This window comes from Methylobacterium sp. UNC300MFChir4.1, assembly GCF_900110155.1.
Lineage (GTDB): Bacteria > Pseudomonadota > Alphaproteobacteria > Rhizobiales > Beijerinckiaceae > Methylobacterium.
The window spans coordinates 29,671-51,722 of sequence record NZ_FOCS01000029.1 but is presented as its reverse complement, the minus strand read 5'-3'; the positions used below and the strand labels follow the sequence as shown (position 1 = coordinate 51,722).

General features: G+C 73.2%; 18 protein-coding genes and 1 tRNA gene. 13 read left to right on the top strand and 6 right to left on the bottom strand.

All coding sequences use genetic code 11. The features are described 5' to 3' along the window. Positions 1 to 79 precede the first annotated feature (79 nt). On the top strand, positions 80 to 1,096 hold the full coding sequence (locus BMY19_RS26350) for a lipid A biosynthesis lauroyl acyltransferase (protein WP_100253442.1): 1,017 nt from the start codon (positions 80 to 82) through the stop codon (positions 1,094 to 1,096). A gap of 7 nt (positions 1,097 to 1,103) precedes the next feature. After that, positions 1,104 to 1,871, top strand: coding sequence for a DUF1223 domain-containing protein (locus BMY19_RS26345; protein WP_020094583.1), 768 nt, complete (start codon positions 1,104 to 1,106; stop codon positions 1,869 to 1,871). 18 nt (positions 1,872 to 1,889) lie between these two features. On the opposite strand, the gene BMY19_RS26340 is transcribed toward BMY19_RS26345, so the two are convergent. Further along, complete coding sequence (locus BMY19_RS26340; protein WP_100253441.1) at positions 1,890 to 2,111, bottom strand: hypothetical protein; 222 nt, start codon at positions 2,109 to 2,111, stop codon at positions 1,890 to 1,892. A gap of 221 nt (positions 2,112 to 2,332) precedes the next feature. Between BMY19_RS26340 and BMY19_RS26335 the strand changes: the two genes are divergently transcribed. The 5 genes from BMY19_RS26335 (at position 2,333) to BMY19_RS26315 (ending at position 8,755) form a co-directional block, all read left to right on the top strand. After that, on the top strand, positions 2,333 to 3,049 hold the full coding sequence (locus tag BMY19_RS26335; RefSeq protein ID WP_100253440.1) for a DUF1194 domain-containing protein: 717 nt from the start codon (positions 2,333 to 2,335) through the stop codon (positions 3,047 to 3,049). Between the two features lie 32 nt (positions 3,050 to 3,081). Next, a complete protein-coding gene (locus BMY19_RS26330) occupies positions 3,082 to 4,581 on the top strand; it encodes a M81 family metallopeptidase (protein WP_100253439.1) in 1,500 nt (499 codons plus the stop codon). Between the two features lie 120 nt (positions 4,582 to 4,701). Further along, positions 4,702 to 5,772 carry a malate/lactate/ureidoglycolate dehydrogenase gene (locus tag BMY19_RS26325; RefSeq protein ID WP_100253438.1) on the top strand — a complete coding sequence of 357 codons (1,071 nt, stop codon included), beginning with the start codon at positions 4,702 to 4,704 and terminating at the stop codon, positions 5,770 to 5,772. A 107-nt stretch (positions 5,773 to 5,879) separates the two neighbouring features. Continuing rightward, positions 5,880 to 7,196, top strand: coding sequence for an MFS transporter (locus tag BMY19_RS26320; RefSeq protein WP_100253437.1), 1,317 nt, complete (start codon positions 5,880 to 5,882; stop codon positions 7,194 to 7,196). A 35-nt stretch (positions 7,197 to 7,231) separates the two neighbouring features. Continuing rightward, on the top strand, positions 7,232 to 8,755 hold the full coding sequence (locus tag BMY19_RS26315) for a UxaA family hydrolase (protein ID WP_100253436.1): 1,524 nt from the start codon (positions 7,232 to 7,234) through the stop codon (positions 8,753 to 8,755). Positions 8,756 to 8,898: 143 nt separating this feature from the next. On the opposite strand, the gene BMY19_RS26310 is transcribed toward BMY19_RS26315, so the two are convergent. Then, on the bottom strand, positions 8,899 to 9,945 hold the full coding sequence (locus BMY19_RS26310; protein WP_100253435.1) for a saccharopine dehydrogenase family protein: 1,047 nt from the start codon (positions 9,943 to 9,945) through the stop codon (positions 8,899 to 8,901). Positions 9,946 to 10,086: 141 nt separating this feature from the next. Here BMY19_RS26310 and BMY19_RS26305 point away from each other — a divergent pair, with 141 nt between their 5' ends. Continuing rightward, entirely contained in the window at positions 10,087 to 10,899 is an 813-nt protein-coding gene (locus BMY19_RS26305; protein ID WP_100253434.1) for a polysaccharide deacetylase family protein, read from the top strand. Between the two features lie 102 nt (positions 10,900 to 11,001). Continuing rightward, a complete protein-coding gene (gene putA, locus BMY19_RS26300; RefSeq protein WP_100253433.1) occupies positions 11,002 to 14,688 on the top strand; it encodes a trifunctional transcriptional regulator/proline dehydrogenase/L-glutamate gamma-semialdehyde dehydrogenase in 3,687 nt (1,228 codons plus the stop codon). Positions 14,689 to 14,704: 16 nt separating this feature from the next. Here putA and BMY19_RS26295 read toward each other — a convergent pair whose 3' ends face one another. From BMY19_RS26295 to BMY19_RS26285, 3 genes are all read right to left on the bottom strand, one after another. Further along, the gene (locus tag BMY19_RS26295; RefSeq protein ID WP_100253432.1) at positions 14,705 to 16,297 is read right to left on the bottom strand and encodes an ABC transporter substrate-binding protein; all 1,593 of its coding nucleotides are present in this window, start codon (positions 16,295 to 16,297) and stop codon (positions 14,705 to 14,707) included. A gap of 149 nt (positions 16,298 to 16,446) precedes the next feature. Continuing rightward, positions 16,447 to 16,740: a DUF2218 domain-containing protein gene (locus BMY19_RS26290; protein ID WP_100253431.1), complete on the bottom strand. Its 294-nt coding sequence runs from the start codon at positions 16,738 to 16,740 to the stop codon at positions 16,447 to 16,449. Positions 16,741 to 16,998: 258 nt separating this feature from the next. Continuing rightward, positions 16,999 to 18,444 carry an FAD-binding oxidoreductase gene (locus BMY19_RS26285; RefSeq protein ID WP_100253430.1) on the bottom strand — a complete coding sequence of 482 codons (1,446 nt, stop codon included), beginning with the start codon at positions 18,442 to 18,444 and terminating at the stop codon, positions 16,999 to 17,001. A gap of 137 nt (positions 18,445 to 18,581) precedes the next feature. Between BMY19_RS26285 and BMY19_RS26280 the strand changes: the two genes are divergently transcribed. From BMY19_RS26280 to BMY19_RS26270, 3 genes are all read left to right on the top strand, one after another. Continuing rightward, positions 18,582 to 19,277 (top strand): fumarylacetoacetate hydrolase family protein, encoded by a 696-nt coding sequence (locus tag BMY19_RS26280; protein WP_100253429.1) that lies wholly within the window; start codon positions 18,582 to 18,584, stop codon positions 19,275 to 19,277. A 13-nt stretch (positions 19,278 to 19,290) separates the two neighbouring features. Further along, on the top strand, positions 19,291 to 19,755 hold the full coding sequence (locus BMY19_RS26275) for an NUDIX domain-containing protein (RefSeq protein ID WP_100253428.1): 465 nt from the start codon (positions 19,291 to 19,293) through the stop codon (positions 19,753 to 19,755). 107 nt (positions 19,756 to 19,862) lie between these two features. Continuing rightward, positions 19,863 to 19,937 (top strand) — tRNA-Gly (locus BMY19_RS26270). A gap of 142 nt (positions 19,938 to 20,079) precedes the next feature. Here the strand turns inward: BMY19_RS26270 and BMY19_RS26265 are convergent. Next, on the bottom strand, positions 20,080 to 20,679 hold the full coding sequence (locus tag BMY19_RS26265; protein ID WP_100253427.1) for a TetR/AcrR family transcriptional regulator: 600 nt from the start codon (positions 20,677 to 20,679) through the stop codon (positions 20,080 to 20,082). A 103-nt stretch (positions 20,680 to 20,782) separates the two neighbouring features. On the opposite strand from BMY19_RS26265, the gene BMY19_RS26260 reads away from it, so the two are divergent. Further along, positions 20,783 to 22,027 (top strand): efflux RND transporter periplasmic adaptor subunit, encoded by a 1,245-nt coding sequence (locus tag BMY19_RS26260; protein WP_091926926.1) that lies wholly within the window; start codon positions 20,783 to 20,785, stop codon positions 22,025 to 22,027. Positions 22,028 to 22,052 lie beyond the last annotated feature (25 nt).

Sequence of the window (22,052 nt, the reverse complement as noted above, 5' to 3'; positions counted from 1 at the left end):
CGCGCTGCGGGAGACTTGTCGTAAACGTCGCTGTACGGGTGCGCTGGGGGGCCGCCCGTACCGTTCTCTGGAATCGACTGTGCTGCGTCTCGCCCTCCTGCTCAAACGGTCGTACCCGCGCCTCGCGGGCTTCGCGATGATCCCGGTGATCCGCGCCCTGGTGCTGCTGGCCCGGATCCTCGGGCCGGTCAGGTCCACGGCGCTCGGCGCCGCGCTCCTGCGAACCCTCGGACCGCTCCTGCCGGCGCACCGCACAGCGATGGCGAACCTCCGGGCGGCCTTCCCCGACATGTCGGAGGCCGAGCGGAAGCGGATCGCCCTGGAGGCCTGGGACAATCTCGGCCGGACGGGGGCCGAATACGCCCATCTCGACAGCCTGTTCGATTACGATCCCGCCGCCACCGGCGACTTGCGGACGGAGGTCGCCGGGATCGAGCACTTCTACGCCCTGCGCGACGACGGCCGGCCCGGTCTGATCTTCTCGGCGCACTTGGCGAACTGGGAATTGCCGGCGATCTGCGCGGCCAAGTTCGGCCTCGAGGCCACCGCGGTGTTCCGGCCGCCGAACAACCCCGCCGCCGCGCGCCTCGTCCAGGAGGTCCGCCGCCGGACGATGGGCGGGCTCGCCGCCTCCACGCCGGGCGCCGTCTTCGCCATGCGCGACGTGGTCGAGACCGGCGGCCACCTGGGTCAGCTGATCGACCAGCACTTCACCCGCGGCGTCGTGGTGGAGTTCCTCGGCCGGCCGTGCCTCGCCAACCCCCTCTTGGCCAAGCTCGCCCGCCACTACGACTGCCCGGTGCACGGCGTGCGCGTCGTGCGCCTGCCGGAGGGCCGCTTCCGCCTCGAGCTGACGCCGCCCCTGGACCTGCCCAGGGCGGCCGACGGGACCATCGACGTCGCCGGCGCCATGCAGGCGATGACGGCCGTGGTCGAGGGCTGGGTGCGGGAGAATCCCGGCCAGTGGCTGTGGATGCATCGCCGCTGGCGGCCCGACATGCTGCCCAAGCCGAGAGTGGCGCCGGCGCCACTTCAACCGACAGTAGAGATCTCTCAAGCCAACGTGATTTCACCTTCGGCCTCGCAGACGGTCTGATGGATCGATGACGCCCCGGCACCGCGCCCCGACCCGCGACCGCCGCGCGCTGCGCGCCGCGCTGCTTGCCTGCGCGACGCTGGCCGCGATGCCGGCGCGGGCCGAGCCCGTCCGCGCCGTGGTCGAGCTCTTCACCAGCCAGGGCTGCGGTGCCTGCCGCTCCGCCGACCCTGTGCTGCGCGACCTCGCCCACAAGCCCGGCGTCATCGCCCTGACCCTGCCGGTGACCTACTGGGACTATCTCGGCTGGAAGGACACGCTCGCGCTGCGGCCGCTGACCGAGCGCCAGCGCGCCTACGCGCGGGGCCGCGGGGCCCGACAGGTGTTCACGCCCCAGGTCGTGGTCGACGGCAACGGCTTCGCCGTCGGGTCCGACCGGCCGGCCCTGGAGCGCCTGATCCGCGATGCCTGCCAGCACGGCGGGCTGCCGGTGCCGGTGCGCGGGGAGACCAACGGCGACCGGATCCTGGTGGAGGTCGGGGCGGCCCCGGAGGCCAAGACCGAGATCCGCGGCGACGTCTGGCTGGTGCCCGTGCTCCGCAGCCGCGCCATCGCGATCCAGTCCGGGGAGAACGGCGGCCGGACGGCGACCTACGTCAACGTCGTCCGCGGCATGCAGCGGCTCGGTCCCTGGACGGGCCAGCCGACCCGCTTCGAGGTGCCCGACACCCAGGCCCGCGTCGCCGACGCGGACAGCTGGGTCGTCCTGCTCCAGGGCGCGGCCGACGGAAAGCCGGGCCGCATCTTCGGGGCCGCCAAGGGACCGGGGCTCTAGGCGCGGGGTCGCGCGCTGCTACTCCAGCGAGATCGGGTCGATCTGCCGTCGGCCCTCGCGCCGGTGGCGCGCCCGGGACGCGTCGGCGAGCGACGCCAACTTGGCGTCGAGGCGCTCGGACAGGCGACCCACCAGCCCGATCAGCCCGTCGATCATCCGGCTGACGCCTGCGACCGTCCCGGTCACGGCTCCGACGATCCCGTTCTCGATGGCACGACCGATTCGGCGAACACGCTGCATGACGACTGTCTCTGGGTGGGCGGCGCCGGCGGCGCCCCGATCCGCGGCAGGTAGGGCGGCCGCCCCGGCCCGTGATGCGGCCGAAAGCGGCGCGGGTCCGCGCCGCGGGGGCGGAACCTTCGCGCGGCGCGGCCGGAGCGCGCGAACCGGCGGTCGGCAGGCTCGTTGCATGGGTGAGCCGCCCGCCGTCCCGCGCGGGCGCCCCAGATCGAGGGTCGGCCATGCGGCGACGTCCGTTCCTGTCCGGGATGTTCGCCGCCCTGTCGCTGGCCGGACGCCCCGCCCGCGCGGCGGATACGGGCGTCGACCTCCTCCTCGTCCTCGCGGTGGACGTGTCGCTCAGCATCAGCGAGGCCCGGTTCGACCTCGAGCGCCGCGGCTACGCCGAGGCCTTCGGCGACCCGCGGGTGCTGCGCGCCATCGGCGACGGCCCGACCGGGCGCATCGGCGTCGCCCTGTTCGACTGGGCCGGACCCGGCGAGCAGCAGGTCGCGGTCGACTGGATGGTGATCGCCTCGGCGCAGGACGCGGCCGCCTTCGCGGCGCGTCTGGGCGCCGTGCCGCGGCCGTTCTACGGCCGCACCGCCATCGGCTCGGCGATCGGTTTCGCCGCCGACCTTCTGGCCCGCGCGCCGTTCCGCGCCGAGCGCCGGGTGATCGACATCTCCGGCGACGGCACCGGCAATGCCGGGCGGCCCATCGCCGAGGCCCGGGACGCCGCCGTCGCGGCCGGCATCACGGTCAACGGCATCGTCATCCTCACCGAACCCGAGGGGATGCCGGCCTTCCTGAGAGAGCATACCAATCCGGCGGGCGGCCTGGCCGCGTATTACCGGAGCGTCGTGATCGGCGGGGAAGGCGCCTTCGTGATGACCGCCGAGAGCTTCGCGGCCTTCGGCCGCTCGCTCATCGCGAAGCTCGTGCGCGAGATCTCCTGACCGTCACCCGGATCCCAGAGGACCGACCATCGATGCGCCTTGCCGTCCTCCAGTTCACGCACGAGACCGTCACGTTCCTGCCGAACGACACGACCCGGGACGACTTCATCTATCCCGGCTCACCGGCCGCCGGGGCCGCGCTGCTCGCCACCGATCCCAAAGGCTACATGGGCGGCTTCGTGCAGGTGGCGCGGGAGTACGACGGCGTCGAGCTCGTGGGGATCACCTCGCCGCTCTGGCCGCGCACCGGCACCGCCTCGGGCTGGATCACCGCCGACGCCTACGCGCATTTCCTCGAGCAGATGGTGGCGGAGCTGCGGGCGCAGGGCCCGTTCGACGGGGTCTATCTCGCCCTGCACGGCGCGATGGCGGTGCGCGGCGTCCCCAGGCCGGAGGCCGACATCGCCCGGCAGGTGCGCGCCGCGGTGGGCGAGGGGGCGATCCTGGTCGGGACCTTCGACCTGCACGGCAACGAGGACGCCGCCTTCCTCGACCACGCCAACATGGCTTTCGCGGTGAAGTACTTCCCGCATTACGACGGCCACCTGCAGGGGCAGCGGGCCGCCCGGATGCTGGTGCGCGCCGTGCGCGGCGACTTCCGGCCGGTGCACCGGACCCTCAAGGTGCCGATCCTCTCGCCGACCGTCGTCCAGTGGACCGGCGCCGCACCGTGGTCCGACCTCGTACAGCGGGCCCTCGTCTGGGAGGCGCGCGAGCCGGACGTGTACGTCAACATCTTCTTCGGCTTCCCGTGGGGCGACGCCCCGGACGGCGGGATGACCGTGCAGGCGATCACCGACGACGACCCGGCCCTCGCCGAGCGGGTGGCGCGGGACGTCGCGTATTTCGCGTGGCGGCAGCGGCGCGCGCTGCTCGAGACGACGCGGATCCACACGATCGCCGACGGCGTGCGCCTCGCCCGGGCGGCGGTGGCGAAGGGGGCCGCCCCGGTCGTCCTCGCCGACCACAGCGACCGGTCGGGCCGGGCGACCTGGCTGCTGCGCGAGATCCTCCGGCAGGGCCTCGCCCGCACTCTCGTCGCCACCGTGGCGTCGCCCGGCATCGCGGCGGGGTCCCTCGCGGCCGGCGACCCGTTCGACGCGCCGGTCGGCGGTGGCGGCGACCCGTCCGCGGGCGACCCGGTGCGCATCACCGGGACGGTGCTGCGCGTCGTCGCCGCGCCGGAGCCCGGCGTCGCCGGCAGCGGCGGCGGAGGCACCTGGATCTGCGTCGCGTTCGGGGCCGGCAACGTCCTCGTGCTGAGCCCGCAGCTCGCGCAGATCGTCGAGCCCGACGAGCTGTGGCGGCTCGGCCTGGGCCCGGCGGATTTCGACGTCGTGGCGATCAAGTCGCGGGTGCATTTCCGGCGCGGCTTCGACGACAGCGGCTACGCCCGCACGATCCTGCTGGTGGAGCCGCCGGAGCCGTTCCTCGGCACGGTGCGCCTCGATCACCTCGCCTACGCGCAGATGCGGGCCGCCGACTTCTTCCCCTACGGCGACCCGCCCGGGCCCGTCCCGTCCGACCCGTGACCGGTCCGGCGGGGACGACAGGTGGCGGCCGCCGTCACCCGCCGGTGCTCGCCCTGCACGTGCGAGGGCGCTAGGTTCATCCCGCACGCGCTCGGTGAGGCGCGGCGAGGGAGAGACGGGATGCGGATTCCGGCCGACAGGCTGACCGCCTACGTGCGGGACATCTTCGTGCGCGAGGGCTGCGCCGAGCCGGAGGCCGAGCGCATCGGCCGCTTCCTCGTGGCGGCGAACCTCACCGGCCACGACAGCCACGGCGTCGTCCGCGTCACCCGCTACGTCGAGTGGCTGCGCGCCGGCGAGGTCGAGGCCGGCCGCACGCCCGAGATCGTGACCGACGCGCCGAACTTCGCCCTCGTCGACGCCCATTACGGGTTCGGGCAGACGGCCGGCCCCGTCGCCGTCGATCTCGGGATCGCCAAGGCGCGGGCGTACGGCGTCGCGATCATCGCCCTGCGGCATGCCGGGCATATCGGCCGGATCGGCGAGTGGGCCGAGCGGGCGGCGGCGGCGGGGCTCGTCTCGGTCCATTTCGTCAACGTGGCAGGCAGCCTCCTCGTGGCGCCGTTCGGCTCCGTGGAGCGCCGCTTCTCGACGGCGCCCTTCGCGGCCGGCTTCCCGGTTCCAGGAGGCGACCCGATCATCCTCGACTTCGCCACGTCGCTGGTCGCCGAGGGCAAGGTGCTCGTCGCCTCGAGGGGCGGCAAGCCGCTGCCCGAGGGCGCGCTGATCGAGCCCGACGGCCGCCTCAGCGCCGACCCGGCGACCCTGTTCGGCCCGCTGGAGGGCGTCGAGCGCGACAACCAGCGCGGGGCGGGTGCGATCCGGGCCTTCGGCGAGCACAAGGGCTCCGGCCTCGCGCTGATGTGCGAGCTATTGGCCGGCGCGCTCACCGGCTCCGGCACGGCCGGGCCCGGGCAGCGGCGGATCTGCAACGGCATGCTGTCGATCTACGTCACGCCCTCGGCCCTCGGCACCGAGGACGCCCTCGCGGCCGAGACGCGGGCCTATCTCGACTTCTTCAAGAGCGCCAAGCCGATGCCGGGCGCCGAGGTCCTGCTGCCCGGCGAGCCGGAGCGGCGGATGCGCGCCGAGCGCCTCGCTGAGGGCGTGCCGCTGCCCGAGCCCGTCTGGGAGACCCTGCTCGCCGCCGGCCGGCCGCACGGCCTCGACGGCAACGCCTATCGCACCTGAGCCGGGAACGATCCGGCACGACACCACGCTCGGCGGCGACCCCCGGCCTCAACGGGGGCGCCGCACGGACCGGGGACGCCATACCCGGAAGACGGGAGGAGCCCACGATGCCTCGCTTGCGCTGGCTCATGATCGGCCTCTGCATGGCCGCCAACGCCATCAACTACATCGACCGCGCCAACCTCGCGGTCGCCGCGCCCTCCATGACCAAGGAACTCGGGCTCGACGCCACCGACATGGGCCTGATCCTGTCCGGCTTCTTCTGGACCTACGCGATCATGCAGCTGCCCTTCGGCTACGTGGCCGACCGGGTCGGCGCGCGGCTCTCCCTCGTGGTCGCGGTGGTCTGGTGGTCGGCCTGCACGGCGCTGACCGCGGTGGGACGGGGGTTCCTGTCCCTGCTCGGCCTGCGCATGCTGCTCGGCATCGGCGAGGCCGGGGCCTACCCGTCCTTCGCCAAGGTCGCGGCCTCGTGGTTCCCGCGCAGCGAGCGCAGCTTCGCCAGCAGCATCTTCGACAGCGGCTCCCGGGTGGGCTCGGCCCTGGCGATCCCGCTGGTCTCCTGGGTCATCGCGACGCTGGGCTGGCGGGAATCCTTCGTCGTCACCGGCGTGCTGGGCTTCGTCTGGGCGGTGTTCTGGATGTGGCTCTACCGCGAGCCCGAGAACCACCCGAAGGTGTCGCCGGAGGAGCTTGCCCGACTGCGGGCCGCGCAGGAGCGGCCGAAGACCGTCGACGCGGCGGACGCCCAGAACCAGGTGCCGTGGCTGTCGCTGTTCCGCTACCGCACGGTCTGGGGCATGATGGCCGGGTTCTTCTGCCTGAACTTCGTGATCTACTTCTTCATCACGTGGTTCCCGACCTACCTGGTCAAGGCGCGGGGCTTCTCGCTGGCGGAGCTCGGCACGCTCGGCAGCCTGCCGGCCCTGGCGTCGATCCCCGCGGGCTGGCTCGGCGGCTTCGCGTCGGACGCGCTCTACCGCCGCGGCTGGAGCCTCACCGCGGCCCGCAAGACCTGCCTCGTCGGTGGCATGCTGATGTCGTCGGTGATCACCCTGTCGATCATCGCCCCGAACATCTACGTGGCGCTGCTGTGCTTCGCGGTCGCCTACGGCAGCCTCGCCTTCACGGCGGCCTCGATCTGGGCGCTGCCCGGCGACGTGGCGCCGACCCCGGCCCACGTGGCCTCGATTGGCGGCATCCAGAACTTCGCGTCGAACGTCGCCGGGATCGTGACGACGACCTTCACCGGCGTCATGCTGACGGTCACCCAGGGCTCGTTCGTGATCCCCCTGATCGTGGCCGGCGGGTTCTGCCTGTTGGGCGCCTTCATCTACCTGTTCGTGGTCGGCGAGATTGCGCCGCTGCCGGTCCGCGACGCTCGCGCCCCGGCCCCCCGAAGCGGCGCGGTGACGGCGCGGTGACGGCGACCGGCGCGACGGCATCCGAGGAGAGACCGATGTCCACGTATCCCGTGATCACCCTCCGCCCCGCCGACGGCGTGGCCGTGGCCCGCGGCGCCATCGAGCCGGGAACGCCGGTCGCCGACGGCGTCGCGGCGGCGGAGCGGATCCCGGCCGGCCACAAGGTCACGGTCCGGGCCCACCGGAGCGGCGAGCCGGTGACCAAGTACGGGCAGATCATCGGCTTCGCCAAGGCGGACATCGCGGCCGGCCGCCACGTCCACGTCCACAATCTCGGGATGGGCGAGTTCGCCCGGGACTACGCGTTCGGGGTCGATGCGAGGCCAACCCAGCTGGTGACGCCGCCCGCGACCTTCCAGGGCATCCGCCGCCCCGACGGTCGCGTGGCGACGCGCAACTACGTCGGCATCCTCACCTCGGTGAATTGCAGCGCGCACGTCGCCGACCTGATCGCCGACGCGTTCCGGCGGCACCCGATCCTCGGCCTCGACCCGCTCGCCCCCTATCCCAACGTCGACGGTGTCGTGGCGCTGACCCACAAGACCGGCTGCGGCATGGCGATGGGCGAGCCGCTCCGGCTCCTGCGGCGGACGCTCGCGGGCTACGCGCGGCACGTCAACTTCTCTCATATCGTCATGATCGGGCTCGGCTGCGAGGTGAACCAGATCGGCGCCTTCTTGGAGGAGCAGGGGCTCGGCGACCGGATCCGCAGCATGAACATCCAGAGCCTCGGCGGCACCCGGAAGACCGTCGAGGCCGGAATCGAGTTCGTGACCGGCATCCTGGCCGAGGCGAACGTGGTCCACCGCGAGCCGGTGCCGGCGAGCGAGCTGATCGTCGCCCTGCAGTGCGGCGGCTCGGACGGGTATTCCGGCGTGTCGGCCAACCCGGCGCTGGGGATCGCCAGCGACCTCGTGGTGCGGAACGGCGGCACGGTGATCCTGTCGGAGACCACCGAGACCTACGGCGCCGAGCACCTGTTCACCCGCCGCGCTATCAGCCCGGAGGTCGGCCAGAAGCTCGTCGACCTGATGCACTGGTGGGAGGAGTACACCCGCAAGGAGGGCTCGGAGATCGACGCCAACCCGTCGCCGGGCAACAAGGCCGGCGGCCTGACCACGATCCTGGAGAAGTCCCTCGGCGCCATGGCGAAGGCCGGCAGCACCAACTTGGTCGACGTGCTGCGCTACGCCGACCCCGTCACCGCCAAGGGCTTCGTCTTCATGGACACGCCCGGCTACGACCCGGTCTCGGCGACCGGGCAGGTCGCGGGCGGCGCGAACCTCGTCTGCTTCACCACCGGCCGCGGTAGCGTGTTCGGCTGCAAGCCGTCGCCCTCGATCAAGATCGCCACCAACTCGGCCATGTACCGTCGACTCGAGGAGGATATGGACGTCAATTGCGGCACGATCCTCGACGGCGCGGAGAGCGTGGAGCAGGCCGGCCACCGGATCTTCGACCTCATCCTGCGCGTCGCCGGCGGCGAGCGGACGAAGAGCGAGCAGTTCGATTTCGGCGCGTCGGAATTCGCCCCCTGGCAGATCGGCGCGACCGTGTGAGGGAGCGGGGCGCGCGCTCCGCCGTCATCGCGAGCGCAGCGCGGCGATCCGGGGAGGCGAAACTTCGGTGAGTGTGGCGCAGCCCTGGATTGCTTCGCTGCGCACGCAGAGACGGCCATTCCGACCGCCGTGCAGGCCTGGTCTCAGAGGTCGGTCCGGACCACGTGCGGGAAGCTCAGGATGAAGTCGGGGCCGAAGGCCGTGACCGGCGTGTGGAAGCCGGGCGCGACGGTGCCGGCAGCGACGCGGCGGGCCGCCTCCAAGGCGGTCCAGACGGTGAGCGTGTAGCCCTCGGGCGTCTCCATCCGGCTCGCCGCGCGGCGGCCGGCGCCGTCCCAGGCCTCCGCCAGGAAGGTGCTGCGGGCCTTCTCGCGCGCGGCGGCCGAAGGGCCCTCCGGCAGCCGGTCGATGCCGCGATTGATCAGGCGCTGGGCGGTGCCGCCCGCGATGATCCGCCGGATGCCGGCGGGCAGGCCGGCCGCCGCAGCCATAGCGGGGAAGGCCTCGAAGTAGACGTCGATGTTCGGGACGCCGGTCGAGTACCACGCGCTCGACACGTCGCCCCAGCCGAGCCCCACGGTCCGGCGCGGTCCCGTTCCGAAATCCGCGGTGGCGCGCGGCGGGCTCGGCAATTCGACGATGCGCCCGTTCCGGCGCACCCGCGTGCCCCAGGCGATGCCCTCCACCATGGTGCGGGCCGTGCCCCGGCTGAAGCCCCCGAATCCGCCGATGGAGATGCGCAGATGCGTCGCGCCGGGAACGCGGCCGGCCACGTGGGCGGCGAGGCAGTCGCTCGGCACCACGTCGAAGCCCGCCGCCGGCAGGAGGACGATGCCGGCCGCCTTCGCCTCGGCATCCTTGGCCGCGAGGGCCTCCAGCACGGCGATCTCGCCGGTGATGTCGACGTAGTGCGGGCCGGCGGCGAGGCAGGCCTCGGCCATCGGCAGCGCCGTCCGCGAGAACGGGCCAGCCGCGTGGATCACCGCCGCCACGCCAACGAGGGCGGACCGCAGGCCCGCGGCATCGTCGAGCCGCGCGGCCCGCATCTCGAGGTTCAGCCGGGCCGCCAGCGGCCGCAGCTTCTCGGGATCGCGCCCGGCCAGGATCGGGCGCAACCCCTGCCCGACGGCGTGCGCGGCCAGGAGCTGCCCGGTATATCCGGTGGCGCCGTAGATCAGGATCGCGGTCATCTCGGCGTTCTGACACCGCTTCCGCCGGTGTCAAAGCGCGCGCCGCGTCGCCGCCCCGGATGCTAGGGCTGCGCCGATCCGATCGTCCCGCGGCGGGGATCTGACACCCTCCGTCCCCGCCCGAACAGGAGCCGAGGCACGATGTACGAGCGTAACCTCCCGCCGCGCGCGCGCCGCGCCAGCCGCAGGATCGGCTGCCTTGGCGCCGTCCTCCTGGGCCTGGCCGCGCCCGCCCGGGCCGCCGACGGGCCGGTGGTCCTGAAGGCGCCGTCCGACGCGAGCCCCGGCATCGCCGCCATGCCGCAGATCGCCGCGCCGGCCGACGAGGCCGAGCGTCGGATCAACGCGGCGCTGAAGCGCCTCGACGCGCGGGCCCTGAAGGCCGAGCAGGCGTGCAAGGATCAGGGCGGGAAGAACAGCTCCTGGGAGCGCACCGTCCAGGCCCCGATGCGCGGCCCGCGCTTCCTGAGCTTCGTCATCTTCGACAGCGGGTTCTGCGGCGGCGCGCACCCGAACAGCGGCACGATGTCGATCGTCTACGATCTCACCACCGGCGCCCCGGTCGATTGGACGACCCTGCTGCCCAACTCCCTGACCGGCAAGCTCGCCTTGGCGGAAGGCCCGGGCGGGACCAAGATGGTGACGCTCGCGTCGAAGAGGCTGCACGCCCTCTACCTCGCGGGCTATCGCCCGAAGACGGGCGATCCGAAGGCGGACGACGCCGACAAGGAGTGCCGCGAGGCCGTCGCCGAGACCTATGACGGGCAGCCGCCGGCCATGATGGCGTGGCTCGACGCCAAGGCCGGTGGCCTCGCGGTGCAGTTCGACCTCGCCCACGTCGTCCAGGCCTGTGCCGACCCGGTGGTGATTCCCGTGGCGACGCTGCGCCGGGAGGGCGCGCAGCCGCTCCTGGCCGTCGCGCTGGAATCCGCCCACGCGCTGGCCGCGAAGTGACGCGATCGGCCACAGCTTCTTCGGCCTCGACGCGGGCCCCCGACGGTGTAGCGTGAGTCCGCGACGGCGCGATGCCAGCGCGCCGTGTCCGAGGGGCGGCCCATGTCCGGATCCGGCGTTGTCGACGAGGCGGCCACGGCGGCGAGCGAGCCTTTCGGCGCGTTCGCGGCCGGCCTGGCGGACCTGTCGCCCCTGCGGCGGGCGGTGGTCGCGGCCTGCCGGCGGCCCGAGCGGGACTGCGTGCTCCCGCTCCTCGAAGAAGCGCGCCTGCCGCCCGAGGCGGCTCGGCGCGTCGCCGAGGACGCGCGGCGCCTCGTCGAGTCCCTGCGGCGCCAGGGCATCCGCGGCGGCGTCGAGGGGCTGATCCACGAGTACGCGCTGTCCAGCCAGGAGGGCGTGGCGCTGATGTGCCTCGCCGAGGCGCTGCTGCGCATCCCCGACGCGGCGACGCGGGACGCGCTGATCCGCGACAAGATCGCCGGCGGCGACTGGGCCGCCCATCTCGGGCACAGCCCGTCGCCCTTCGTCAACGCGGCGACCTGGGGCCTGCTCGTGACCGGCAAGCTGGCGGCGACCCGGGACGAAACCGGCCTGTCGGCCGCGCTCACCCGGCTGATCGCCCGCGGCGGCGAGCCCGTGATCCGGACCGGCGTCGATCTCGCCATGCGGATGATGGGCGAGCAGTTCGTGGCGGGGCGGACCATCGCCGAGGCCCTGCGGCACGCGGCGCGGCTCGAGGCGAAGGGCTTCACCTACTCGTACGACATGCTCGGCGAGGCCGCCGTGACCGCCGAGGACGCCGAGCGCTACCGGCGCGCCTACGCGGACGCGATCGCGGCGATCGGCGCGGCCTCTGCCGGGCGCGGCGTGTTCCGCGGCCCCGGAATCTCGATCAAGCTGTCGGCGCTCCATCCCCGCTACGCCCGCGCGCAGCGCGACCGGGTCCTGGCCGAACTCTATCCCCGCGTGCGGGACCTCGCCCGCCTCGCGCGGGGGCACGGCATCGGCCTCAACGTCGACGCCGAGGAGGCAGACCGCCTCGACCTGTCGCTCGACATCCTGGAGCGGCTCGCCGCCGACCCGGATCTCGCCGGCTGGGACGGGCTCGGCTTCGTGGTCCAGGCCTACGGCAAGCGCTGTCCGTTCGTCATCGACGTGCTGATCGACCTCGCGCGGCGGTGCCGCCGGCGGCTGATGGTGCGGCTCGTGAAGGGCGCCTACTGGGACAGCGAGATCAAGCGGGCGCAGGTCGACGGTCTGGCGGACTTCCCGGTCTTCACCCGGAAGGTCCACACCGACGTCTCGTACCTCGCCTGCGCGCGCCGGCTGCTCGCGGCGCCCGACGCGGTCTTTCCGCAATTCGCCACCCACAACGCCCAGACACTGGCGAGCATCGTCGCGATGGCGGGACCGGATTTCCGGCTCGGTCAGTACGAGTTCCAGTGCCTGCACGGCATGGGCGAGCCGCTCTACGAGGCCGTGATGGCCGACGCCGTCCTGCAGCGGCCCTGCCGCATCTACGCGCCCGTGGGCACGCACGAGACCCTGCTCGCCTACCTGGTGCGGCGCCTCCTGGAGAACGGGGCCAACACGTCCTTCGTCAACCGCGTCGCCGACGCGGCCGTGCCGGTCGCGGACCTGATCGCCGACCCCGTCGCCGCCGTCGAGGCCGCGCCGGATCCCGGCGCGCCGCACCCGCGGATCGCGGCCCCCCGGGCGCTCTACGGCCCGGCCCGCGCCAACGCGGCCGGGCTCGACCTCGCCGACGAGGCGGAGCTCGCCCGGCTTTCGGACGGGTTGGCGGAGAGCGGCCGCACCGCGTGGCGGGCGGCACCCTCGGGCGCGGACGATTCGGCGGCCGACGAACCCGTCCGCAATCCCGCCGACCGCCGCGACGTCGTCGGATTCTACCAGGCGGCGACGGTGGAGACCGTGGCGGTTGCCGTGGCGCGCGCGCAGGCGGGCGCGGCCGGCTGGGCGGCGACGCCGGCGACGGCGCGCGGTGCCTGCCTGCGGCGGGCCGCCGACGCCCTCGAGGCGCAGATGCCGCCGCTGATCGGGCTCGTCGTGCGGGAGGCGGGCAAGACCTGCGCGAGCGCCGTCGCGGAGATCCGCGAGGCTGTCGACTTCCTCCGCTACGCTGCCGCCGAGGCCGAGCGGACCCTCGGGGAGACGCACGCGCCGCTCGGTCCGGTCGCCTGCATCGCGCCGTGGAATTTCCCGCTGGCGATCTTCGTCGGTCAGGTCGCGGCCGCCCTGGCGGCGGGCAACACGGTCCTGGCGAAACCCGCCGAGGAGACCCCGCTGATCGCGGCCGCTGCCGTCCGCGCGCTGCACGCGGCCGGGATTCCCGTCGAGGCGCTGCACCTCCTGCCGGGCGACGGCCGGGTCGGCGCCGCCCTGGTCGAGGATCCGCGCGTGCAGGGCGTGATGTTCACCGGATCGACGGCGGTGGCCAAGGGCATCCAGCGGGCTCTGGCGGAGCGGCTGAACCGTTTCGGCGAGCCGGTGCCGTTCGTGGCCGAGACCGGCGGCCAGAACGCCCTCGTGGTCGATTCCTCCGCGCTCGCCGAGCAGGTGGTGGCCGATGTCATCGCCTCGGCCTTCGATTCCGCCGGGCAGCGCTGCTCGGCGCTCCGCATCCTGTGCCTGCAGGAGGAGATCGCCGACCGGACGCTGCACATGCTGAAGGTCGCCCTGAGCGAGCTGCGGGTGGGCGACCCGCGGCGCCTGCCCGTCGATGTCGGGCCGGTCATCACCGCCGAGGCCGCCGACCGGATCGTCGGACACGTGGCGCGGATGCGCGCGCGGGGCTTCCCGGTGGAGCAGCTCCCCCTTCCGTCCGATGCCGGCGCCGGAACCTTCGTGCCGCCGACCCTGATCGAGATCGGGGCCGTCGCCGATGTCGAGCAGGAGGTGTTCGGTCCCGTGCTCCACGTGCTGCGCTACCGCCGCGACGGCCTCGACGCGCTCCTGGCGGCGATCGACGCGACCGGCTACGGGCTCACCTTCGGGCTGCACAGCCGCATCGACGAGACCATCGACCGCGTCCTCGACCGCGTGCGGGCCGGCAACCGCTACGTGAACCGCAACATCATCGGCGCGGTGGTCGGCGTGCAGCCCTTCGGCGGCACCGGGCTGTCGGGGACGGGCCCGAAGGCCGGCGGCCCGTTGGCCCTCGGCCGCCTGCTGCGGCGATCGCCCGCCGCCGCCCGCGACGGGCTGCCCACCGACGATTCGGCGCTGCGTCCCTACACGGCGTGGCTGCGCTCGCGGCACCGGCACGACCTCGCGGACAGGCTCGAAGCCGTCCGCTATCCCGGCCGCGCCGCGATCGCGCTGGCCGGTCCCGTCGGTGAGCACAACCTGTACGCGCTGCGTCCCCGTGGGCGTGTCGCGGCCGTCGCGGCCACCGAGACGGCGCTGCTGCTTCAGATCGGCGCGATCCTCGGCACGGGCAACGCGGCCGTCGTCATCGGGCCGGACGGGCGCGATCCGGTCCTGGACGGTCTGCCGGAAGCGTGCGCGGCGCGGGTTGCCTGGGCGCCGGATCTCGGGCGCGCGGGCGCGATCGCCGGAATCCTGTTCGCGGGCGACGCCGACGACCTGCTGGCCCTGAACAGGGCCGTCGCGGCCCGCGAGGGCGCGATCCTGCCGATCCAGGCCCGCTGCCCGGAGGCGCTGGCGGCCGGCGACCTCTACGATCCGGCCGGCCTGGTGGAGGAGGTCACCACCACGATCAACACCGCGGCGGCCGGCGGCAATGCCAGCCTGATGAGCGTCGGGTGAGCCCGGAACTGCCCGGTCAGGCCGACCGGCGCAGGTTCCAGAACAGCGGCAGCCCGGTCAGCATGCCTTCGAGGTCCCGCCGGTAGCCGGTCGGCTGGAAATACTGGCCGCAGGGCAGGTAGGCGCCGACCTCCAGCGCCCGCGCCTGGATCCGCGCCGCCAGCGCCTTCTGGGCGCCGAGGTCCGGCGCGTCGAACCACGCGCCGCGCAGCTCCTCCAGGGGCGCGTCGGTCAGCCAGCTCGGCACGCCGGCCCGGCCGTTCCCGCGGGCGGCCAGATGGTAGGCCGGCGAGAGGTGGTCGAGCCCGCCGGAGAAGATGCCGAACATCGACCAGCCACCCTGGTCCAGGGGCTTGGCGTTCAGGATCCGCTGGTTGACCGTCCCCCAGTCGGTGGCGACGACGTCGAGGTTCATCCCGATCTTGCGGCAGGCATCGGCCATCACCTCGCAGATCGCGTTGATCCGCGGCACGTCGGTCCCGGAGAGCAGCACGACGCGCTCGCCCTTGTAGCCCGCCGCCGCCAGCGCCCGCTTCGCGGCGGCGAGGTCGCGGGGGGCGGTCAGCGCTTCCATGCCGGCCGAGGACGCCATCGGCCCGCCGGCCGTGAAGATGCCGACGGGCCCGCGCCGGATCGCCGGGTCGCTGCCGGCGACGGCGTCCATCATCTCGGTCTGGTCGACGGCCGAGAGCAGCGCCCGGCTGATCGCGGGATTGTCGAAGGGCGGCAGGGTGTGGTTGAGGCGGATCTGGCCGATCAGCCCGGCGGTCTCCACCAGATCCACCCGCACGGCGGGCTGGCGGTTCAGGTCCGGCACGAGATCGACGAGGGGCTGCTCCCACCAGTCGATCTCGCCCGAGCGAAGGGCGCCGGCCGCGGTCGCGCCGTCGGGGATCGTGCGCCACTCGACGCGGTCGAAATGCGCGATCCGCGGACCCGCCGTGAAGCTCGGCGTGCCGTCGGGGCGCGGTCGATACGCCTCGAACCGGCGGTAGACGTTAAGCGAGCCCGGGACCCGCTCCTCGGGGACGAAGCGGAACGGGCCGCTGCCGACGATCTCCGGCACCGGCTGCGTCGCGGGCGTCGCGCTCAGGCGCTCCGGCATGATCACCGGGACGTAGGAGGTCGGCTTGGCCAGCGCGTCCGGCAGGAGCGGGAAGGGCCGCTTCAGGCGGAACTGCACCACCGTGTCGGAGGGCGCCGAGAGTTCGTCCACCGTCGCGAACAGGGCCCCGCCGTAGGCATCGCGCTGCGCCCAGCGCTTCAGGCTCGCCACCACGTCGCGGCCGAGGACGGGCGTCCCGTCGTGGAAGCGCAGGCCGTCCCGCAGGGTCAGGCGCCACGTGAGGCCGTCGGACGCGACCTCGTGGCCCGCCACCATCTGCGGCTGAGCGCGGTAGGCGGTGTCGAGGCTGTAGAGCGTGTCGAACACCATCAGCGCGTGGGTGCGCGTGACGTAATTGGTGGTGATGATCGGGTCGAGGAGCGCGAGGTCCGCGTAGGGGACGAACCGCAGGGTCGTCGCGGAGGCCGCCCGGACCAGGGCCGGCCGGGCAAGAGCCCCGGCCATCAGGGCTCCTGCGCCGGTCAGCAGGGTGCGTCGCTTCATGAATCGATCCCGGTCACGGCGGCGTCCGATCTGGCCGCAAGCTGGGTTCGCGTGCAAGTGGTGCGCCACTGCCGCGCTTCGATCGGGATCTCAGAACCCGCCCGGGCCGGGAGCCGGACGGGTCGCCCGTGATCGCGCTGCGCGCGCCCTCAGGCGGCGCGCGACCAGCGGATGTCGCCGAGGCTCTCGCGGAAGGCGAAGCGGGCGAGATGGTCGGACACGACGTTCTCCAGCCGGGTGAGGTTGACCGGGTCGGAGCTGTCGATGCGCATCACCAGCGCGTCGGGCTCGGCATCGAAGGTGCAGACGCGGTCCTCGCCGAAGGGCACGGTGCCGTGAACGGGGGTCGCCTCGACCTTGAACTTGTGGCTCCAGTGCCGGCAGAGCTGCTGCAGGTAGCGGCTCGCCTCGGTGGTCTGAACGCGGGCCTGGGAGGTGGGCATTCCGTCGGTCTCCAGATGGATGTGAAAACAGCCTGTCGGTGACGGTTCGTCGTTCGATCTCGCACGTGCGAGATAGGGAGGCCTCAGAGCAATTGCCATGCCTGGCGCCGACGGATCCGTCTCCGCCGTCTGTATTGAGCGTGTGTCCGAAGCGTTAGCAGCGGCTTAACGCGACGGGCCGCCCCGGCGGTTCGCGGCGCGGCGTGGCTGTCCTGCACCCGTCTCCGCGCCGAATTATGGCGCGATGCACAAATTTGCTCAGGCCGGCGGCGGGCCGCGATCGGTCGGGACGAGCACCTTGCCGGGATTGAGCAGGTCGTCCGGATCGAGCGCGGCCTTCAGGCGCCGCATGAGGTCGAGCCCGACCGGGTCGCCGTAGCGCGCGAGTTCCTCGCGCTTGATGAGGCCGACGCCGTGCTCGGCCGCGATGGAGCCGCCCAGGTCGTGCACGAGGTCGTGAACGATCCGGTTGAACCGGCCCCAGGCGGACAGAAACGCCGCGGGCTCCATGCCGGGCGGCTGTGACAGGTTGAAATGGATGTTGCCGTCGCCGAAATGGCCGAAGCCGCAGGGCCTCAGGCCCGGCATCTCGGCGAGGCAGGCCGCCCCCGCCCGCTCCAGGAACTCGGGCAGGCGGGAGAGCGGCACCGACACGTCGTGCTTGATCGAGGCGCCCTCGCGGGTCTGCGCTTCGGGAACGCCCTCGCGCAGGCGCCAGAGCGCGGCGTTCTGGGCCCCGCTGGTCGCGATGGTGGCGTCGGCGATCAGCTCGTCTTCCAGGGCCTGCCCGAGGGCCGATTCCAGTTCGGCCCCCGTGTCGGCGTCCGGTCGCGCGGACGCGACCTCGATCAGCGCGTAGGCGCCGTGCGCGCCGTCCAGCGGCCGCACCGTCCCCGGGACGTGGCGCAGCACGATCTCCAGGGCGAAGGGCGGCAGGTACTCGAACGCCGTGAGGTCGCGGTCCATGCGCGTCCGCAGGAAGACGAACAGGTCCAGAGCCGCCTTCGCCGAGTCGAGGCCGACGAAGGCGACGCTCGTCGAGCGCGGCCGCGGGAACAGCTTCAGCACCGCCGCCGTGACGATGCCAAGCGTGCCCTCCGAGCCGATGAAGAGCTGCTTCAGGTCGTAGCCGGCATTGTCCTTGCGCAGGGCCCTCAGCCCGTTCCAGACGCGCCCGTCGGCGAGCACGACCTCCAGCCCGAGGACGAGGTCGCGGGCGTTGCCGTAGGCGAGGACCGCGATCCCGCCGGCATTGGTGCTGACGCCGCCGCCGATCCGGGCGGAGCCGCGCGACGCGTAGGAGAGCGGGAACAGCATGCCGGCGGCCTCGGCCGCCTCCTGCACCTCCTGCAGGATCATCCCGGCCTCGACCGTGATGGTGGCGTCCACCGGGTCGACCGCGCGCAGGCGGTTCATGCGTTCCAGGGACAGGACGACGCCGCCCTGCGGCACGCCGGCGCCGGTGAGGCCGGTATTGCCCCCGAGCGGCACGACGGCGATCCCGGCCTGCGTGCAGGCGCGGACCGCGAAGGCGACCTCCTCGGTGCTCCCCGGCCGCAGCACGGCCAGGGCCGACCCGGTGAACAGGCGGCGGCTCTCCGTCAGGTAGGGCGCGAGGGCGTCGGGATCCGTCAGCACGTGCCGCGCGCCGAGCCCGTCCCGGAGCGCGGTCAGCAGGGTGTCGAGGGCGGCTGTCGGCGTCATCGCGCGGATTCTGTAGGCCGGAGCAGGCCGGAGGCAAGCGCCGGTATGGCGCGCGCCGATGCGGACCTTACAACGATGATGTAGGGCCCGGGCGTCGTCGCGCCGGGCCACCCGGACGATCCACCGCAGAGGCAGAGATGCTCTCCGTCATCCAGAACCCGCCCCGCATCGCGCTCCCCATCGTCGGCAGCAGCGACTTCTATCCCGTCCGCCGCGTCTACTGCGTCGGGCGCAACTACGCCGCTCACGCCCGCGAGATGGGCGCGGACCCGGACCGCGAGCCGCCGTTCTTCTTCATGAAGCCTGCCGACGCCCTGCAGATCGTCGGGCCGGAGCCGACGGCCCACGCCTACCCGCCGAAGACCGCCAACTACCATTTCGAGGTGGAGATGGTCGCGGCCCTCGCGAGCGGCGGCAGCGACATCCCGGCCGAGACCGCCCTGGAGCACGTCTACGGCTACGCCATCGGCCTCGACATGACCCGGCGCGACGTCCAGGACGAGGCCAAGAAGATGTCGCGGCCCTGGGACACCGCCAAGGCGGCCGACGGGTCGGGGCCGATCGGCGCGCTCCACCCGGTCTCCGCCATCGGCCACCCGGCCAAGGGCGCCATCACCCTGTCGGTCGACGGCGAGGTCCGCCAGAAGGGCGACCTCGGCGACATGATCTGGTCCGTCGCCGAGCAGATCGCCTACCTGTCGGGCTACTTCGCCCTGCAGCCCGGCGACCTGATCTTCACCGGCACGCCCTCCGGCGTCGGCCCGGTCCAGCGCGGCCAGCGCATGGTCGCGGCGATCGACGGTCTCGGCGCCATCACCCTCGACGTCGCCTGAGCCGCGCGGCCGCATGCTCCTCGATCGGCCGCTGCTGCGGCGCCTGTTCCACCTCGGGGCGCTCGCGTCCCGGGGCATGACCCTCGGCGTGCGCGGCGTCGCCCTCGACGGGGCCGGGCGCGTCGCCCTGGTGCGCCACACCTACGTGAGTGGCTGGCACCTCCCCGGCGGCGGCGTCGAGCGCGGCGAGACCGCGCGCGACGCGATCGTGCGGGAGTTCCGCGAGGAGGCGGAGATCGTCGCCGAGGGAGAGCCGCGCCTCCACGGCCTCTATCGGAACGTGGTCGCCGCGCCCCGCGACCACGTGGCCCTGTTCATTCTGCCGGCCTTCACGGTCCTGCGCCCGAAGGCGCCGGACCGGGAGGTCGCCGAGTGCGCGTTCTTCCCGATGGACGCGCTCCCCGAGGGGACCACGCGCGGGACCCGCGCCCGGCTCCGGGAGATCCGCGACGGCCTCCCGCCGGAGCCGAACTGGTAAATCGTGACGGTTCGCGAAAAGGGCGCTTGCGTCGCCCGGCGGAATGGTGTTTAGAGAGCCGCGCCGGGGGCCGCCGGCACGAAAGTCCGGGCGGCGCGGCACAGTGAGCGGGTGTAGCTCAGGGGTAGAGCACAACCTTGCCAAGGTTGGGGTCGAGGGTTCGAATCCCTTCGCCCGCTCCAGTTTTCCCAACCATACGATCGACTTACAAGGCCGCAGCTCTGCGGCCTTTGTCGTTTCTGGACCTCGGCGAACCGCCGGTCGCGGGGTGGCGAACGGCGTCCGGGTAGACCGAGGCGCGGGATCGCGCCCGGTCAGCCCGGCTCAGGCGTCGTGTTCCCTCGCGAAGGCCCGCAGCGAGACCCGGGCGACCTCCCGCAGCGCCTCCCGGTCGGCGCCCGAGGAGGCCAGCACGCCCATGCCGGAGGCGACGGTGGACAGGAATCGCGCCAGCGCGACCGGGTCGGAATCCGCCGGCAGGTCACCGTCCTGTCGGGCCCGGATGAAGCGCTCGCGGAGCTCCATCTCGCCCTGCGCCCGCCGGGACGCCAGCTCGAACGGGATGTTCTCCGAGCCCGCGCCGCAGGCGAGACCGCCCTGAACGAGGAGGCAGCCGGGCGGGTTCGCCGGATCCGTGTGGCTCTCGGCGATGCTGCTCAGGAAGCGCTCGGCCACGTCGCGCGCGGTCTCGCCCGCCAGGACGAAGCGCATGTGCTCGGAGCGCCGCTGCGCGTACCGGTCGAGGGCGGCCTTGAGCAGCCCCTCCTTGCTGCCGAAGGCCGCGTAGAGACTCGGCGGCTTGATGCCCATCGCCTTCGTGAGCATCGCGAGGCTCGCGCCGTCGTAGCCGTGGCGCCAGAACACCTCCATCGCCTCGTCGAGGGCCTTGTCCGTGTCGAAGGACCGGGGGCGCCCCATCACCATTGCCTGCGGACTCCAACTTTTATATCGAGTGGTAGATAAGTCACTTGACGCCCCGCGTCCATGCCGACATGTGTAGCGACCTATACAGATGTTGGAGTCGCTCGTGGAACCTCAGCGTCATCCCTCGCGCAATCCTCTCCGTGCCCGGCGCCTCGCGGCCGGAAGCCTCGCGGTCGCCCTTCTCGCGGGCGTCTCCTACACCTTCATACCCGGCGCCCTGGTCCGGGGAACCGTGGCCGTCGCCGCGACGCCGCCGACCGAGGTGGCGATGCCGGCCTCGGTCGCGACCGTCGAGCCGCGCGACGTCATCCTCTGGGACGAGTTCTCGGGTCGTCTGGAGGCCGTCGACCGCATCGACGTCCGTGCCCGGGTGGGCGGCGCGATCCTGGCCACGCACTTCGCGGAAGGCGAGGTGGTCAAGGCCGGCGACCTGCTGGTGACCATCGATCCCGCGCCCTACGCGGCCGAGGTCCAGCGGTTGGAAGCCCAGGTCGCGGGCGCCGAGGCGCGGGTCGGCATGACGGCGAGCGACCTCGAGCGCGGGCAGAAGCTGTCGGACCAGCGCATCGTCACGGCGCGCGACCTCGACGTCCGCGCCAACGCGTTCAAGGAGGCCAAGGCGAGCCTCGACGCGGCGAAGGCGGCCCTGGAGGCGGCGCGCCTGAACCTCGGCTACACGCAGGTCCGGGCGGCCGTCGGCGGCCGCGTCGGCCGCCGCGAGATCACGCCGGGCAACCTCGTGGCCACGGGCGCCGGGGCCGCCGTACTGACCACGCTCGTCTCGGTCGATCCGGTCTACGCCAGCTTCGATGCCGACGAGGGCGTGGTCCTGAAGGCGCTGGCCTCGGTCGCCGAGCCGGGCGGCCGGCGCGGCAAGCTCGACCGCATCCCCGTGGAGATGGCGACCGCCGACGGCGCCCGCGCGGCTGGGCATCTCCAGTTCATCGACAACAAGGTCGACGCGCGCAGCGGCACGGTCCGGGTGCGCGCGACCTTCTCCAACGGCGACGGCCGCCTGATCCCGGGCCAGTTCGCCCGGATGCGCCTCGGCCAGGCCGCGCCGGAACGCCTCGTCCTCGTCGACGAGCGGGCCGTCGGCACCGATCAGGACAAGAAGTTCGTGCTCCTCGTGGGGTCGGACAACCGGGCCGAGTTCCGCGCCGTCACCCTCGGCCGGGCGGTCGACGGTCTGCGCGTCGTGACTTCCGGCCTGTCGGGCGGCGAGCGCATCGTGGTCAACGGCCTGCAGCGCGTCCGTCCCGGGACCCTCCTGCGCCCCGAACCGGTGGCGATGGGCGCGCGCCCGCAGGACGCCGCCTCCGGGCCGCGCAAGCTGGCGCAGCGCTGACGGCCGGCGCGCCGCGCCCGTCCGC

Excerpts from the sequence above, each read along its gene's own strand:
- BMY19_RS26345 (WP_020094583.1), top strand. The coding sequence starts at position 1,104 with ATGACGCCCCGGCACCGCGCCCCGACCCGCGACCGCCGCGCGCTGCGC.
- BMY19_RS26340 (WP_100253441.1), bottom strand. The coding sequence starts at position 2,111 with ATGCAGCGTGTTCGCCGAATCGGTCGTGCCATCGAGAACGGGATCGTC.
- BMY19_RS26335 (WP_100253440.1), top strand. The coding sequence starts at position 2,333 with ATGCGGCGACGTCCGTTCCTGTCCGGGATGTTCGCCGCCCTGTCGCTG.
- BMY19_RS26330 (WP_100253439.1), top strand. The coding sequence starts at position 3,082 with ATGCGCCTTGCCGTCCTCCAGTTCACGCACGAGACCGTCACGTTCCTG.
- BMY19_RS26325 (WP_100253438.1), top strand. The coding sequence starts at position 4,702 with ATGCGGATTCCGGCCGACAGGCTGACCGCCTACGTGCGGGACATCTTC.
- BMY19_RS26320 (WP_100253437.1), top strand. The coding sequence starts at position 5,880 with ATGCCTCGCTTGCGCTGGCTCATGATCGGCCTCTGCATGGCCGCCAAC.
- BMY19_RS26315 (WP_100253436.1), top strand. The coding sequence starts at position 7,232 with ATGTCCACGTATCCCGTGATCACCCTCCGCCCCGCCGACGGCGTGGCC.
- BMY19_RS26310 (WP_100253435.1), bottom strand. The coding sequence starts at position 9,945 with ATGACCGCGATCCTGATCTACGGCGCCACCGGATATACCGGGCAGCTC.
- BMY19_RS26305 (WP_100253434.1), top strand. The coding sequence starts at position 10,087 with ATGTACGAGCGTAACCTCCCGCCGCGCGCGCGCCGCGCCAGCCGCAGG.
- putA (WP_100253433.1), top strand. The coding sequence starts at position 11,002 with ATGTCCGGATCCGGCGTTGTCGACGAGGCGGCCACGGCGGCGAGCGAG.
- BMY19_RS26295 (WP_100253432.1), bottom strand. The coding sequence starts at position 16,297 with ATGAAGCGACGCACCCTGCTGACCGGCGCAGGAGCCCTGATGGCCGGG.
- BMY19_RS26290 (WP_100253431.1), bottom strand. The coding sequence starts at position 16,740 with ATGCCCACCTCCCAGGCCCGCGTTCAGACCACCGAGGCGAGCCGCTAC.
- BMY19_RS26285 (WP_100253430.1), bottom strand. The coding sequence starts at position 18,444 with ATGACGCCGACAGCCGCCCTCGACACCCTGCTGACCGCGCTCCGGGAC.
- BMY19_RS26280 (WP_100253429.1), top strand. The coding sequence starts at position 18,582 with ATGCTCTCCGTCATCCAGAACCCGCCCCGCATCGCGCTCCCCATCGTC.
- BMY19_RS26275 (WP_100253428.1), top strand. The coding sequence starts at position 19,291 with ATGCTCCTCGATCGGCCGCTGCTGCGGCGCCTGTTCCACCTCGGGGCG.
- BMY19_RS26265 (WP_100253427.1), bottom strand. The coding sequence starts at position 20,679 with ATGGTGATGGGGCGCCCCCGGTCCTTCGACACGGACAAGGCCCTCGAC.